We start from the raw sequence: 15,889 nt of genomic DNA, 5'->3' as shown, positions 1-15,889 counted from the left end.
AGTGAATTACATGAATTAAGATGACGGCATCAAAATAAATGTAGCTTCTTCTAGTGTTTCACTTTCTAAGAATTGCTCTTCACTGAATTTTGCCGACGTGTATTGGGTTAGGTTATCCATTTTACGAGTGGTTGTACTTGGTAGTAGTATATTCATACTGCCAACTCTTGCGGGGTAGCTACCATTATAAAAATTTAAATCGTAGTTGAAAATAACACCTTTGTTTTTACTTGGGAATATACTTACTGTACTTTTGCAGTTAGCAATATAGACACCTTTATCTGCACATAAATTGAACGTGCTAGTGAAAGGGATCTCGTTAAAATAAACAATCACTTGTTTATCTGTATGCCCATCGACATCTTTAGATAAGTAGTTAAATGAACCAATACTTTGTTTTTTGTTTCCTATAATGTGCACATTTTTATAAGGAGCCAATGGGTCAGGAACTGATGTTTGATTGGAACAACCAGTAACAATAAGCGCTGCTGGTAATAATAGTAAGTATGGTTTCATTTAAAGTATCTGTTCAGATGAAATATTATGTTTTTTCATTTTGTGGTTAAGGGTACTTAATGGTAAAGCAAGATGCTCAGCCACGCGTTTTGTTTGCCAATTACAGGCATTTAAACAATCAATTAATACGTTTTTTTCGTAGTTGCCGACAATGTTCTTCAATGAACTCATTTCTGGTAAACTGTTTTCATTGATATTCGTGTTTATCTCAGGTTTTATTTCGGTATCTTGAATTATTTCATTTTCTCCAAATTCAATAGAGGAAATGGTTTCAAAATCCGATAAAAAGACGGAACGTTCGACTATATTTTTTAATTCACGCACATTACCTGGATATGAATATTCAAGTAGGTGCTTACGAACTTGTTGATTGAGTACTGGTGGTTCTATATTCATGCTTTCACTAATTAATTTAATGAAATGCTCGGATAAAGGAATAATATCTTCTTGTCTTTCCCTTAGTGGCGGAATAGTAATCGGAAATACATTTAAACGGTAGAATAAATCCGCTCTAAATTCATTTTTTTTGATTTTACTCAGTAAATTTGCATGCGTTGCTGCTAACACTCGAACATCAACTGAAATTTCTTTATTACTGCCAATAGGTCTGAATTTACGTTCTTGTAAAACACGTAATAATTTAGCTTGTAATAAAAGAGGCATATCGCCAATTTCATCTAAGAAAAGTGTGCCGCCATCAGCCGCTTCAAATAATCCTATTTTATCTTTATCAGCACCGGTAAACGCCCCTTTTTTATGTCCAAATAGTTCAGATTCTAGTAGTTGCTCTGGAATCGCTGCACAGTTCTGAACAATTAAAGCCTGTTTAGATCGATTAGAGTTCTCATGAATATATTTAGCTATAACTTCTTTACCAACTCCTGTTTCTCCGCGGATAAGGACGTCGACAGGAAGTAGTAGCACTTTATTTAAACGTGCTAAAGCATTTATCATTACTTCACTTTCGGCAATTGGCCCATTATATTTGCTTTGTTTACGTTGTTTTAATTGATTATTTTCACGAGTTAAACTTGCATTATCTTCAGATAGCTCTTTAATCATGTAACCATATTTTTCAAGCCATACTGCTTGGCGAATATTGGTGGCAGCCATTTGACAAAAGCAGGTTAAGCTTGCTTCATCATTAATCACATTTAGATCAAATAATACTAATAAGCCAACGGTATTTTTTTCATTATCAATCAGTGGCCATGCAAGAAGATTTTTACTCTTACGATTTAAAATAGATTCATTTTGGTAAATTTCATCACATTGGTAGCCGTTATATTGGTAAAGATCATTGATAAGAACCACTTCGCCGTTTTGAATTGCAAAACTAAACGGGTCTGTTTCATCAATACTCTCTAGGGTAAGCGGTTGCCATGGATGGTCTGCCAAAATATGTTCATTATGATGTACAACACTTGGAAGTAAAGCTTGCCCTGTTTGATCTAATACATAAATAATACCATGATCTGCAAACGTCAATTGACGAGCTGCGGCCAAAATAGCGTCGAGTGTCAACGCTAATTGGCTGCGATCAGCCAAAGATTGGCTGATCGCAAGTAGAGCATTATTTAGGCTGTCTGACTTAGCTAAAGACATAACCTAGTGTTCCTTGCTCATCAATTGAAATCACGATTTGAGTATGTGTATCATCTTTATCGTGTGCTAATAATTGAGTTGAAAGTTGAGGTAATAGCTGACGGTTAATTACAGCATCAATATTACGAGCACCAGTTTCCGCAAGGCGACAATTAGCAAGAATGAATGACACTAGCTCATCGTTATAGCTTAAGGTTAACTTATGGTGCTTCTCTAAGCGTTTAGATACTTTATTAAGCTTATGAATGATGATATCAGTCATTGCTTCATCATTTAGAGGTAAGAACGGTAATACGTTCATACGAGCTAATAACGCTGGCTTAAAGTGGTTGTTTAACGTCGGGCGAATGGCCTCTGCAACAATATTTGCATCGATATCTTTCGATTGTTGTACTAAAGATTCAATTTCATGAGTTGCAAGGTTACTTGTCATAATGATTAAGGTGTTCTTAAAGTCGATAGTTCGACCTTCACCGTCATTTAATGTGCCTTTATCGAATACTTGGTAGAATAAATTCAATACTTCTGGATCTGCTTTTTCAACTTCATCCAGTAGAACAACAGAATAAGGACGTTGACGCACAGCTTCCGTTAACATGCCACCTTCGCCATAACCTACATAACCTGGAGGTGAACCAATTAAACGTGAAACCGTATGTTTTTCTTGGAATTCTGACATGTTAATGGTCGTCATGAAGCGTTCGCCACCAAACATTTGATCTGCAATTGCTCGTGCGGTTTCAGTTTTACCAACACCACTTGGGCCAACAAGTAAGAATACACCGGTTGGCGCATCTGGATTAACCAATCCAGCTTTCGCTGTTTGTAATCCTTCAGCTAAAGCTTCAATAGCATAAGGTTGACCTTTGATGCTTTCAGTTAATGACGATACTAGATTTAACGTTGTTTCTGCTTCATCTTGTAGCATTTTGCCCATAGGAATGCCTGTCCAATCTGAAATAACATGACTGATTTCATCAGGACCTACCTCGAAGTGAACAAGAGGGCTATTACCACGAGCAGCCTCTAGTTGTTCGTTACAAGTATGAATTGCTTGACGCGTTTCTTCTTCTGTAAACTGAGAGCATGCAGGTTTGTCTTGGTTATTTTCATCATCAACTTCTTCAGTAGAAGGTGTACCTAATGTTAGGTCATGCAAGTGTGCACGTAGCTCAATCATTTCATTAATTAGAGCTTGCTCTTTTTTCCACTGATGTTGAAGTATTGATTGTTCTTCCAGCGCTTCATCCATACGAGCTTTTAATTCAGGAATTGCAGCAAGGGCATGGCGATCACCTGTTTGCTGTAACTGATCTCGTTCTAATGCGTCAAGTTCACGCTCTAGAGCTGCAATTTCTTGTTGTAAAGTTTCGATTGGTGCTGGAATGGCGTTTAAACTGATGTTTACACGAGCACATGCTGTATCTAATACATCAATGGCTTTATCTGGTAGTTGGCGACCAGAAATATAACGGTCCGATAGGGTTGCTGCAGCAGTTATTGCATCATCACGAACATAAACATTGTGCGATTTTTCATAAACAGCGCGCAGGCCACGAATGATTAAAGCTGCTTGTTCAGTTGATGGCTCATCCAGTTTAACTAATTGGAATCGACGTGCTAAAGCAGGGTCTTTTTCAAAATATTTTTTATACTCTGACCAAGTTGTTGCTGCAATGGTTTTTACTTCACCGCGAGCAAGCGCAGGTTTTAATAAGTTAGCGGCATCACTACCACCAGCTTGATTACCGCCACCAACAAGCGTATGCGCTTCATCAATAAAGAGAATAATTGGGGTTGGAGAATTCTTAACTTCGTCTAGCACAGCGTTTAGACGTTTTTCAAATTCACCTTTTACACTTGCGCCTGCTTGAAGTAATCCCATGTCTAAACCGTAAAGCTCAACACCTTTTAAGCAATCAGGAACTTCGCCTTGAACAATTTTAAGTGCTAAACCTTCAACTACGGCTGTTTTACCAACGCCTGGTTCACCAACCGCGATAGGGTTGTTTTTACGTCGACGCGCTAGGATATCAATGATTTGTCGAATTTCTTGGTCACGACAGAATACAGGGTCAATTTCCCCTTTACGTGCTTTGCCTGTAAAGTCTGTCGTGAATTTACTTAATGCTGAGCCATCTTCGCGAGCATGAGTTTGTTCTGATGTAGCGACTTGAGATTCAATTGAACGTGATGTTAATTCAGCAAAGTTACGTTTCAGAGTTTCTGGATTGATGTTCTCCAACAGAGAAGAGTAACCATGTTGACCATATCTTAATGGATTGCTAATTAATGTAAGCAGTAATGCACCAGAGCGAATTTGAGTTTCTGATAAGTCAAGTGATGAAACTAACCATGCTTCTTGTAACCATTCAATTAGCATTGCTGAAAATACTGGTTTGCCACCATTGCTTTTATGACTGTTTTCTAGCGTTGATTTGATTGCTTGGCGCAATAAATTTTCAGAACATTCAAAATGAGCGAGTAGTTGGTCAAAATCGCTATTTGGGCGTTCAAGCAAGCTTAATAAAAAGTGTTCGATTTGTACTTCAGATGCACGTTCAGAAACAGCTAATGCAGCTGCATCTTCAAGAGCTACCTTTGTAATAGGGTGTAGACGTTGTATTAAAGAAGAGAGATTTATATTTATCATAGTTAGTTTCAATCATTAGCCAGAGTAAAAATTTGGCTGATTATACTAAATATAAAATAAACTTTTTTTGAAAGCCTATTTATAAGGCCTAGTTTTAGATGAAATATAGATAATTAAATCTATTATTAACGTTATTATTTATACAGTGTAGTTATTGTGATTTTTATTGTAGTTATAATAACTAAAATACATGTCATTATGACTTTTTTCTTATTTGATATTTATATCACCTATCATTATGTTTATTTGAAGATAGAATGTTTTCTTCTATCCAATTTATTGGAAAAATAAACAATAAATTGTTTCAATAAATTGGGCGTAAATAGATTGAGGTTTGTAACTTTTTGAATTTAAAGGGTTTAAAAATTGGCATGCCAGTTGCAATATCTCAATTACAATCGTAGTGATAAACGATTTGGTAAACTTAAACAAATTTAAATAATTATTAATGAAAGGATAATAGCATGCCAACTCCAGCATATATGTCAATTAAAGGTGAAACTCAAGGCGATATTACTAAAGATGCTTATTCAGCAGATTCAGTTGGTAACGTATGGCAAGAAGCACACGTTGATGAATTCCTTGTTCAAGAACTTGACCATGTTTTAACTGTTCCACGTGATCCTCAAAGTGGTCAACCAACTGGTCAACGTGTACACCGTCCTGTAGTTGTAACTAAACAACAAGACCGTTGTTCTCCATTACTATTCAATGCTCTTGTATCTGGTGAAAAACTGCCTGAATGTAGCATCAACTTCTACCGTACGTCGACTTCAGGTAAGCAAGAGCATTACTACACAATTAAACTGATTGATGCACTACTAGTTGATATGCAAACTCGCATGGCTCACTGTCAAGATGCTGCAATGGCTGATCGCGTAACTGAAGAAGTGCTTAAGTTTACTTACCGTGCAATTGAAGTGACTCATGAAACATGTGGTACTGCGGGTAACGACGACTGGCGTACACCACGCGAAGCGTAATCGTTTCGTAATTAATACAAGGGGCACATTGTTGGCCCTATTTTGCATATTAGTATCAGGTAAAAGATATGGTTAGCGATATAGAATTTAAGTTTGAAGTTCTTGGCACAGAACACGAATTTCGTGTCGAGAGCTTTAATGTAGTTGAGGAGCTGTCTAAACCGTTTCATGTCAGCTTATCATTACTTTCACTTGATGCAGATATTACGTTTGATGAATTGATCAGAAAACCTGCATTATTAAGTATATTTGGTCAAGGTGTTGGAACTGCACGTCAGTTTCATGGTGTCGTGAATGAAGTTCGTTATTTAGGTGAAGGACGTCGTTTTTCACGTTATCAAATTACGTTAGTACCGCAGTTGTGGTTTTTAACGCAACGTCAAGATTGTCGTATTTTCCAAGAAAAATCAGTGGTTGATATTGTTACTGAAGTATTAGATGGTGCAGCAGTAACTGATTATCGATTTGATATTTCGGCTTTATATCAGACAAAAGAATACGTTTTACAATATCGAGAAAGTGATAGTCATTTTGTACAGCGTTTGTTGGCTGAGCACGGCCTATGGTACTACTTTGAACATACAGCAGCTAATCACACAATGGTTATTGTTGATAAAAATGACGCTATTGCAGAGTTGGAAAATACTCCGTTAAATTCTTCATATGTTGGCCCTGTTATCTACCAAGCTGATGGTGGTGGCAATGCGGATAGAGAACATATCTTTGATTTAGAATCAATTAATCGAGTACGTACCGGCCATGTAACTCATACTGATTATAATTATGAACAGCCACGAATTCCTCAAAAAATGGAAAGCTCGGGCCTAATTGATACTGACTTAGCTTTTTTTGATTATCCTGGACGTTATATCGAGCCGTCTCAAGGTTTGGTTCGTGCTGATGAGCTGATGGCTGAAAGTATTGTTGATAATTATCAGATTGAAGCTGCAAGTAATGTAATGCGATTAATTCCGGGGTACAGTTTTATTTTAGATAAACACCCAAGAAGAGGGCTTAATCGAGATTATACAATTTTGACGGTAACGCACAGTGGTTATGATCCTCAAGTTCATGAAGATGAAGCCAATGAAATGCCAACCACATATCAAAATCAGTTTAGTTGTTTACCGCGTGATATTGAATTTAAGGCACCTAAGATTGCAGCTCCTGTTGTTGATGGCCCGCAAACCGCTGTTGTTGTTGGCCCAGCTGGTGAAGAAATTTATACTGATAAGCTTGGGCGTATCAAAGTGCAATTTCATTGGGATCGTTATGGCCAAAGTGATGAGCATTCAAGTTGTTGGATCCGTGTTAGTCAGTCAATGGCAGCTCCGACATGGGGCGCTGTATATTTACCAAGAATTGGTCATGAAGTAGTCGTTGCTTTTTTAGAGGGGGATCCTGACCGTCCATTAGTTACAGGTGCGGTATATAACGGGCTTCATTACCCGCCATATTCTTTACCTGAAAATAAAACACGCACAACCTTTAGAACTCAAACTCATAAAGGAACAGGGTATAACGAGTTAAGCTTTGAAGATGAAGCTAACCAAGAAGAAGTTTATATTCACGCACAAAAAGACATGTCGACCAAAGTCTTGAATAATCGCTATAGAACTATTGGTCAAGATGAGTTTTTAATTGTCGAACGTCATCAAACCAATGAAGTGAAAGGCGATCACAAAGAAACGATTGAAGGACATAAAACAACAACGGTTAATAGTACGTTTACTGAAACGGTCGAACAAGATGTAACGGTTAAATACAATGCAAATGAAACGCAATCAGTAACCAATAATTCAACATTAGATATTGGTGACAACCGTACAACAAGTATTGGTAAAAATGATGACTTGAGCGTAACAGAAAATAGTAATTTGTCGGTTGGGGCATCTCGTAATAGTGATATTTCTGCCGATGATAATCAAACCGTTGGAGGAAATTTAACGGTTTCTGTCCAAGGAAATACATCTTATAAGACTGATGGCGCAACGCAAATTATTAGTGGCAGTAAAATTGTATTGCAAACAGGAAGTTCTTCTTTAGTCATGAGCAGTGACGGCACTATTAAATTAGCAGGTAATGCGATTACTATTGAAGGTTCAAGTACCGTAACAGTGAAAGGTGGTAAGGTTGCAGTTAACTAATTCAATAGAAGTTACTGGTACCATAGACGAAAATTCGCAAGCTGAATCATTAGCTTGCGTTCCTCGTTTTGGGAAAGTGATATCTTTACATCCAACAATGTCTGACCGTATTTACGTTGAGTTTGATGGTTTAGCTACGGGCAGCACTGCTTTGGCTAAAATTGGTCGTTTATTTCGTAAATCGGAATTGGAATTCGCTATTGAAAGTGGCTTAACTTGTCGTATTGAGTTTTTAAATGGTGATATTACATTGCCTGTTTTAACTGATATCTTTTTCTCGTTACTCGATGATGATCAGCCTGTCATATTAAGAGCAAAATCATTGATTATTGAAGCTGAAAATGAATTGATAGTAAGAAGTGGTGCGACGCAAACCAAATATAGCGGTCGTGATGGAAGAGTGACAACTCAAGCGAAATACATTACTTCACAAGCAGAAAAAGCGCAAAAAATTCAAGGTTCTACCATTGCAGTTAATTAGGATGATATATGAATCGATACCGCTATTTAGTTGATGATGTAAAAAAAACTCTGACAGATGCAGATAAACAGCAAGCAATGGCTGATATCGCATTAGCGCAAGAGCAATTGAGTTCTTTTTCCGAAAATATGGTTAATTTTCTTTATACAAAAGCCATTTTAGCTGCAGAGACTGCATCGTTTTATATTAAACAACAATATCGTTTTCATCAAAATGGATATCCAGCTAAAGAGATTGATTATCTTACACTTTTAGACACTCAACTTAGTGGAATTGAAAAAGTATTTATTGCATTATTGCGTATTCACCGTGGCTTTGTTTATGTTGTTTATAGTGAGTATCCGGAAGTTTTAGCATGGTTGTGCTTAAGTAAGAATATCGAGAGTCAACATGAAAATGATGAGCTAGCTCTGTTAGGGATCGGTATTATTGATCAGCTAGATCCTGAGTTAGCAATGTCTCTAATTCTTCGTTCGAATTCTAATCATATTCATAAATTATTAGCTCGCTTTATTGAAGGTGGCGCGAGTAAGCGAGAGCTTTATTATCGTTGTTTAGTAATAAATCAAAGTGTTAGTGTTTCATTAATTAAGCATTGGCTTGAAGATAAAAAATTACCAGAAAAGATGCTTCATTCTTATTTAGCTTTGATGAATGTAGGTAGTAGTATTGAATGGCTTCAAGAATTAACGAATGTTGATGATTTATTATTTGAAAACTTGATATTAAAAGAAGATAGAGCAACGTGGTTTAGGCAACAATATTCCGTTGATACAATCTCATCAGAAACAGCAAATACGTATTCAAAGCTATTAACGCTTAAAGAATTTTCACTATTTGATATAGAAAAAGAACAAGCGGTTATCCATTTTATTTTAAGTGGGGATACTGAACTAGTGCCGTTGATTATCGAGCATCTTATGCAATTAGATGAAGTGGATGCGCAGCTTTGGTGTGAAGGTTTATTTCTTGTTTATGGAGAAGAGTTTCCATTTTTACCTTCAAAATTAGGTAATACCATTGAATGGCAAGATGCATTGCATGAAATTGTTGAATGGCAAGAACAAATTGAGGTTGTTAAACCAGTTCCGTTTCGAATGGGGCAGAAATTAACCTTTGATGCTTCAATCAAAGCAATGAAAAGCTCTGAGTTGTCATCCAGTTTACGTGAGTGGTTATGGCGAGAGCTATGTATTATGAGCCGAGTGCATTTTTATTGGCATCCTCAATTGTCTTTACAAGATCAGGAAGGCCTTTTTGATAATATTCAATCGATTCCATTAGTGAGAGAGCGATTTAATTTAAGAGGTAAGCATGCAACTGTGGGATATTGATTCTGAGTCACCATTTACTCTAAAGGGGCGTTTTCAACGTGATTCAGAAGGTCATGAAGTTTGGATTCTGAGTATGAAAAGAGCTTGGACTTTTTTAGATGGTAGTTGGAGCGAAGAAGTCGATAATCTCGAGCTAAATGATGATCCAATTTATCTTGGTGAACCTGGCTTTTCTGCAATGGTTGCTGACCATGACTTTCCTATTTATAAAAAAAACACAGATGTATTAATTTACGGGAAGGCTCGCAGTTACGCGAAGAAACCAGTACATAGTCAATTATGTCGTGTATTGATCGATGAACATATCGATAAAACTCTTAAAGTTGTGGGTGAGAGGCATTGGGTTGATCATAGTGGCAGTATTACAGTATCTACGACGCAGCCATTTATTGAGCGTGATATTGATTATTCAAATGCTATTGGTGGCGATGAGCGAAACAGAATTGGTGGTGGTGCCGCAGAGACTAATGCTGAACTTTTAAAAGCAAAGGTTCCTTCTATTTTTTATCCAGATCAAAATTGGCAAGCAAGCAGTAAAAAAGTAAAAGTGGCAGGATTTGGTCCTATGCCTCCATTTTTTCATGACAGAGCTAAATGGGCTGGAACGTTTGATGAAAAATGGTTTGAAGAAAGACGTCCAGTTTGGCCTTTAGATTTTGATGCTCGTTTTTATCAATCGGCACCGCAAGATCAGCAATGTAATGGCTATTTACAAGGTGGTGAGCGATTAATGGTGAGTGGGTTTTGTCATAATGATGCACTGTCTTTTCGGATCCCAAGCGAAAAATTTCAAGCGGTTGCGGTCTTTAATGGCAAAGAAGAAAAAATAAATATGCCGATGTATACATTATGGATTGATACTGAAAATAAACGTATTGAGGCGACATATACAGCGGCGTTTCCTTGCCAAAATAGAGAGCATTTGTTGACGTCATCATATCTAGTGGAATTGTCTTAATGAGTATATATCAACATCAATATATTTTAGACTCTGATATTGTTGTTCCAACAGGAATGAATACAGAGTTAGCCATTGCAATTGCCCGAGCCGATATTGATCGTTTTGCAACTTATGAAGACGGCAATGAAAAATATACTGTAGCGTCTTTAGAATTTGTTGATCAGACGTGTCTAATGGCTAAGGTACAAGAAACACTAAATGTATTAATTACACCGCTATTAGATAGACTACATATATCATTAAAACCCTTACCATTATTATTATCGGTTCCCCAAGAAATCTCAGAACATGATTTGCGTAATTGGATTGATGAGAGCGACTTTTCAGATTATTTATCTAATATAAAATTCAGTCAAAATAGCGGGAATGCTTTTTTACAAGAATGCTTAAATAGTTTAGCTGAACCAGATGCAATCATGTGTATTGCTATTGATAGTCTATATGACAAAAAAGAAGCATTGATTTCTTCTAAAGATGCAATGTCAGGGACTAATCCATGGGGAGTATTACCTAGTGAGGGAGGTGCTGGCATGGTGTTAACTAAACGGAATGTGCTTGATACACTAAAGTTGATACCACAAAGTAAAATCGTGTATTCACAATTTGATTGGCACTCGAGTGACAGAAGAGGTTGTGCTCGATTGATTCGTGCGGCAAGTAAACATCATGATAATTTAGGGCCTATTTATAGCGACATGACAAATGAACGTGCACATACGGAAGATTATGGTTTTGCTATTGGAGCAAGAAGCGAAGTGATCCCTTATGCTCAACAAGTGACTTTAACTAATGAGTTTTGGGGAACGATTGGAGGTGGTTCAGGTATTGCAACACTAGCAACCATGAACCATTTAAGCACCGTAGGTGTATTATCTACTGCTTTTTTATTTGATCAAAATAATACTCGTTCTTTGTTTATATTAAATAGAGAAAAATAAAAAGAAGAGCATGGTGTTATTTTTTCTATTTGCGTAGTCACTTTAACTAAATGTCTAGAGAAAGTGTTCGTTTTGTTTTATAGCATTGAAAAATAACACCCATACTTATTAATATTGTGTACCAATTAAATAAGTGGCTATAAAGAGTATTCAGTGTCTGAATTGCAGGGATCAACTAACGACTTTATTAATCAGTTAGTTGTTAAAGCGATCGAAAAGAAAAAAAAGAATGAACAAACATTGGCGAATAAATTAAAGCCAAGGCTAGAGCATGTCTTATTTTCACAGTTTGATGTATTAGAAACTATTGAGTCCCATAATCAGAAAACAACGTTATACCGCTTAGCAAAGAAAGATGAACCTGAAAAGCAGATCTGTTGTAAAGTATTGAATTCAGAGCAACCTGAACATATTCAAGATATGTTCGTTGCAGAAGCGACGCATTTAGAAGTTGCTCAACACCCGAGTATAATTGATTTCATTAAACTAGGTAATGAGTTTGATCGCCCATATTTTATGTATAAATGGGCCGAAGGGGAATCTGTAGCTGAAAAGCTGACTCGCCATAAATATAAAAGTTTTCGTCATGATCACATTGCATGGTTAATTTATCAATTAGCTGGAGCATTAGAATACATTCACACTAAAGGTATTTGTCATTTAGATATCAAACCATCTAATATAATTATTTGTGAAGATGACAGTATTAAACTGATTGATTTTGGTGCTGCTCAATATATTAATGATTCAAAAGAATATAACGAAGCTAGTCTTTCGTATGCTTCACCTAAATATATAGAATCAGGAAAAGCGGTGCCACAAGACGATGTTTATTCAATGGCATTGTTAGCTTGTGCTTTATTTAACGGCTATTCAGATAATAACGACTGGAAATCCCTCTTACAGCAGCGTAAGCGTCCGCATACAATTCCTAAAACAGTATGGAATTTACTTCGTTTAGTTGTGACAAAGCCAAGAACGCATGGCTTAACACCTATTTCATTTGCTCAAGCGCTTGCTCACATTGATATCAATGTAATGCAAGGAAGTCACAATGCGCCTTTGTTTACTCAGTTAAGAAATGCAGATTTAGTGCTGAGAAAAAGTAGTAAGTATGATGTTTTTCGTTTAGGGCGATTCAAATATTTGGAAGCGAGCTTAGCTGCGTGTTTGTGCTTGATTACATTTACTGTTTTATTAAAAAGCTTTGCTTTTACGGTAGCTGATAATAATGCTGTTTCTTTATCTGATACGTCATCTCGAATAAAACCAGCTCAAGCTGCTACTTTTTTATCTCAGCCCCCATGGGAAATTGAAAATGCATTAGATAACAACTCATCTGATGTTGTATCGCTAGCTCCCTATCGTGAAGCGGTTGATGTTCAAAACAGCCAGTTACGTATTTGGTATGGGCAAGAACAAGAAGAGCTAAAAAAAGAGCGTTTGAGCCAAGTGAATCAATTTACGGAACTAGATTCGATTCATAAAGATATGATTATCTTGCGTGATTACCTGGATCGCAATGTTGTTTTATCATCATCTGTAGATCGACGATTAACAAAATTAATGGCAAGCGTAAATAATCTTAAATTAGAACATCAAAAATACAATTATTCTTCGATGCTAGAAGATGAAGCGCTAGCTAAAAATGTGATGTTAGGAGACAGCAAAGGAGTAGAGGAATATATGCGTAAATCTTGGATTAAAAGCCAAGCAAACTCATATTACTATGCTTATGTTTTACCTAAACAAGTATTAAATCAAGTTATTAGTTCGGTTGATGAACATGCTAAAACGCATTTTTACAGTAAAGCGATTGATGAGATTAACGAAGCCATAAAATTGTATGGTGATACCGTTGAATTGAGTTCTAAAAAAGCGGAATTGATTGTCAAACGCAGTGAATACGTTTTATTTGGTACCGTAACAGGTGAAATGGTCTTTGAGAGTGACAAGTTAACGACTGCGTTAGAGGATCTTCATGGTGTTGCACCTGCACGTTTTAAAGAAGTATCTGACTTACTTAAAAAAATTGCTAAAGACTCATTAGATAAAAGTTTTCAACAAGACACACCAGCGGATGGTGCGTTAGCGATTGAAAAAGCATTAAACGCTTATCAAAAAAAGGTCACTATCTAATATGACAAGTTTGAATGTTGAACTGTTATTGAAACCGATATCTGAAGCTTCGCCTACTGGTGAAGAATCAAAGTACGAGTTTTGTTATGAATTAATGGAACTGGAAATTAAAAAGTTTGGTTCTTTGTTTGGTGAAACCGTCGATTGGAAAGTGGTAGAGACAAATGCTATTGAAGTACTGACCACTTATAGTAAAGATTTAAAAGCTATTTGCTACTTGATTCGAGCATTAATTGAGCGCAATGGATTTGAAGGTTTAGAGGAAGGACTGAATCTGCTAAAGCAAAATTTAGTTTTGTTTGGCACTGATTTATATCCACAAAGAAAGCGTGCTCGTGATGGTGCAATGGAATGGTTTGTTGCGCAATTAGAAACAGCACTTCCAAAACTCGATAGTTCGACGACTAATTGGGAGAATGTTACTTCATATTTGCAAAAAATTAATGAAATTAGCGATCAATATTATGAAGTATTTCCAGATTCTGAAGTTAAATTCTATTTGATCACATCTGTATTAAATGGAATATCACAACGAGTTGTTGGTGCAGGTGAAACAAATACAGACACTTCAAGAAATACGGTGTGTGAACCTGAACCACTTGTAGAAGAAACAACATCGACGGTTACTGAAGTTAAAACACCAGTACAAGCAGTTACTCAAGCTCCTAGAACGGTTAATACAGTTAATCAAGAAGTAGATATTGATACGGATTTTACTTCTCCAAGTGCTTCTAAACGAACCTTAAAAAAGGTTGCTGAGTTTATGTTGCATTCTGATATATCAACGCCATTAGCTTATCGATTACACCGTAACTGTACATGGTGCGAAGTGGATGAATTACCTCCACATGATAATGATAAAAAAACACCACTAAGCCTTGCGGTATCGCAAGATCAGTTAAGCGAATATAGAGATAAAGCCAAACAAGAAACAGAAGCAGAGGTGATTAAGCGTTTAGAAAGAACGTTAACCGATGCACCATTTTGGTTAACTGGCCACTATTTGATGTTTCAAATGCTTACTAATTTGGATCATCACGAAGCAGCAGAAGCAGTTAAACAAGAGACTCAGCACTTTATTTCTCAACTTGAGGGCATTGAATTATTAACTTTTGCCAATTCAATACCATTTGCTGATGAAGATACATTGAAATGGCTTTCTTCGAACACAGCGAGTGTACCCGTAGCCGTTGCTTCTGTATCTGTTGACTACACAGAAGACGATAGCTTAGTTGAGGGTGAAGTAACGTTAGAAAATTTAGGGGAGTACGTATCACGTATTGCTCAAAATTTGGCTAGTGATCCATCAGGACGAGGCCAATGGATGCTCCATTATAAATTAGTTAAGGCGTACCGCTTTGTTGGCTTATTACCTCTTTGTTTACCATATATTGAAAAAATGTGGTCGATTAAGGAAGAAATAAATCTTAGCAATTGGGAACCTCATTTATGTAATCAGCTTGACTTGTTGGTGAACGAAGTCTTATCAGAAATGTATCCCATAAAAGAGCACATGCCTGAAAAGTACCAACAGTGGCTATCAATTAATAATACCAACTAGATTAATTAAATTATTAAGAACATTGGTATCAAAATAATCAAAGAAATAAGGATGAATTATGTCACGCGATGGCTCGGTTGCTCCTAAAGAGCGAATTAATATCCGTTATGTTCCTGCAACAGGGGATGTACAAGAAGACGTTGAACTACCATTAAGTATGATGGTTGTTGGTGATTTTACAGCTCGTACTGATGAGACTCCAATTGAAGACCGTACTCCTATTAATATCGATAAAGATAACTTTAATGATGTTATGGAAGGTTATTCTCCGAACGTTAAAGTGAATGTCGATAACAAACTTAGCGATGAAGAAGGCGCACAGTTAGGCGTTGATTTAACGTTTAACAGCATGAAAGATTTTTCGCCAGAAGCTATCGCAAAAAGTGTACCAGAGCTGAATGGTCTACTTGAATTACGTGAAGCGTTAGTTGCTTTAAAAGGTCCATTAGGTAACGTTCCTGCATTCCGTAAAAAGATTGCAGCAGTACTTCAAGATGAAGAAGCACGACAAAAATTATTAGAAGAGCTAAATATTGGTTCGGCTAAAGAAGAAGCTAAGGCTGAATAGAGG

Annotated in this window: 12 protein-coding genes; 9 read left to right on the top strand and 3 right to left on the bottom strand. The window is 36.6% G+C overall.

Annotated features, from left to right (window positions below; all coding sequences use genetic code 11):
• Positions 1-15 precede the first annotated feature (15 nt).
• From AAFX60_017820 to tssH, 3 genes are read right to left on the bottom strand one after another with little or no spacing between them, the layout of a single operon-like run.
• Positions 16-516 (bottom strand): hypothetical protein, encoded by a 501-nt coding sequence (locus tag AAFX60_017820; protein ID XDF79040.1) that lies wholly within the window; start codon positions 514-516, stop codon positions 16-18.
• On the bottom strand, positions 517-2,121 hold the full coding sequence (locus AAFX60_017815; protein XDF79039.1) for a sigma-54-dependent Fis family transcriptional regulator: 1,605 nt from the start codon (positions 2,119-2,121) through the stop codon (positions 517-519).
• Positions 2,108-4,774 (bottom strand): type VI secretion system ATPase TssH, encoded by a 2,667-nt coding sequence (gene tssH / locus AAFX60_017810; protein XDF79038.1) that lies wholly within the window; start codon positions 4,772-4,774, stop codon positions 2,108-2,110. The genes AAFX60_017815 and tssH overlap by 14 nt, the downstream gene beginning before the upstream one ends.
• 464 nt (positions 4,775-5,238) lie before the next feature.
• On the opposite strand from tssH, the gene AAFX60_017805 reads away from it, so the two are divergent.
• The 9 genes from AAFX60_017805 to tssB all read left to right on the top strand — a co-directional run bounded on the left by AAFX60_017805 (position 5,239) and on the right by tssB (position 15,886).
• Entirely contained in the window at positions 5,239-5,757 is a 519-nt protein-coding gene (locus tag AAFX60_017805; protein ID XDF79037.1) for an Hcp family type VI secretion system effector, read from the top strand.
• A 68-nt stretch (positions 5,758-5,825) separates the two neighbouring features.
• Positions 5,826-7,904, top strand: a complete 2,079-nt coding sequence (gene tssI / locus AAFX60_017800) for a type VI secretion system tip protein TssI/VgrG (GenBank protein ID XDF79036.1) — start codon at positions 5,826-5,828, stop codon at positions 7,902-7,904.
• Positions 7,891-8,385 (top strand): hypothetical protein, encoded by a 495-nt coding sequence (locus tag AAFX60_017795; GenBank protein XDF79035.1) that lies wholly within the window; start codon positions 7,891-7,893, stop codon positions 8,383-8,385. The genes tssI and AAFX60_017795 overlap by 14 nt, the downstream gene beginning before the upstream one ends.
• 8 nt (positions 8,386-8,393) lie before the next feature.
• Entirely contained in the window at positions 8,394-9,719 is a 1,326-nt protein-coding gene (locus tag AAFX60_017790) for a hypothetical protein (protein ID XDF79034.1), read from the top strand.
• The gene (locus AAFX60_017785; protein ID XDF79033.1) at positions 9,700-10,677 is read left to right on the top strand and encodes a DUF2169 domain-containing protein; all 978 of its coding nucleotides are present in this window, start codon (positions 9,700-9,702) and stop codon (positions 10,675-10,677) included. Before AAFX60_017790 ends, AAFX60_017785 begins: the two co-directional genes overlap by 20 nt.
• Positions 10,677-11,618 carry a hypothetical protein gene (locus AAFX60_017780; GenBank protein XDF79032.1) on the top strand — a complete coding sequence of 314 codons (942 nt, stop codon included), beginning with the start codon at positions 10,677-10,679 and terminating at the stop codon, positions 11,616-11,618. The genes AAFX60_017785 and AAFX60_017780 overlap by 1 nt, the downstream gene beginning before the upstream one ends.
• A gap of 153 nt (positions 11,619-11,771) precedes the next feature.
• Complete coding sequence (locus AAFX60_017775; protein ID XDF79031.1) at positions 11,772-13,757, top strand: protein kinase; 1,986 nt, start codon at positions 11,772-11,774, stop codon at positions 13,755-13,757.
• A gap of 1 nt (position 13,758) precedes the next feature.
• Positions 13,759-15,318: a type VI secretion system protein TssA gene (gene tssA / locus AAFX60_017770; protein ID XDF79030.1), complete on the top strand. Its 1,560-nt coding sequence runs from the start codon at positions 13,759-13,761 to the stop codon at positions 15,316-15,318.
• Between the two features lie 58 nt (positions 15,319-15,376).
• Positions 15,377-15,886: a type VI secretion system contractile sheath small subunit gene (gene tssB, locus AAFX60_017765; protein XDF79029.1), complete on the top strand. Its 510-nt coding sequence runs from the start codon at positions 15,377-15,379 to the stop codon at positions 15,884-15,886.
• Positions 15,887-15,889 lie beyond the last annotated feature (3 nt).

This window comes from Aliivibrio fischeri (assembly GCA_038993745.2).
GTDB lineage: Bacteria > Pseudomonadota > Gammaproteobacteria > Enterobacterales > Vibrionaceae > Aliivibrio > Aliivibrio fischeri_B.
This window is presented reverse-complemented; position numbering and strand designations above follow the sequence as displayed.

What these genes read in the sequence shown, in the direction of transcription:
- AAFX60_017805 (XDF79037.1), top strand. Translation starts at nt 5,239, where the DNA reads ATGCCAACTCCAGCATATATGTCAATTAAAGGTGAAACTCAAGGCGAT.
- AAFX60_017785 (XDF79033.1), top strand. Translation starts at nt 9,700, where the DNA reads ATGCAACTGTGGGATATTGATTCTGAGTCACCATTTACTCTAAAGGGG.
- tssI (XDF79036.1), top strand. Translation starts at nt 5,826, where the DNA reads ATGGTTAGCGATATAGAATTTAAGTTTGAAGTTCTTGGCACAGAACAC.
- AAFX60_017780 (XDF79032.1), top strand. Translation starts at nt 10,677, where the DNA reads ATGAGTATATATCAACATCAATATATTTTAGACTCTGATATTGTTGTT.
- tssH (XDF79038.1), bottom strand. Translation starts at nt 4,774, where the DNA reads ATGATAAATATAAATCTCTCTTCTTTAATACAACGTCTACACCCTATT.
- AAFX60_017815 (XDF79039.1), bottom strand. Translation starts at nt 2,121, where the DNA reads ATGTCTTTAGCTAAGTCAGACAGCCTAAATAATGCTCTACTTGCGATC.
- AAFX60_017820 (XDF79040.1), bottom strand. Translation starts at nt 516, where the DNA reads ATGAAACCATACTTACTATTATTACCAGCAGCGCTTATTGTTACTGGT.
- AAFX60_017790 (XDF79034.1), top strand. Translation starts at nt 8,394, where the DNA reads ATGAATCGATACCGCTATTTAGTTGATGATGTAAAAAAAACTCTGACA.
- tssB (XDF79029.1), top strand. Translation starts at nt 15,377, where the DNA reads ATGTCACGCGATGGCTCGGTTGCTCCTAAAGAGCGAATTAATATCCGT.
- tssA (XDF79030.1), top strand. Translation starts at nt 13,759, where the DNA reads ATGACAAGTTTGAATGTTGAACTGTTATTGAAACCGATATCTGAAGCT.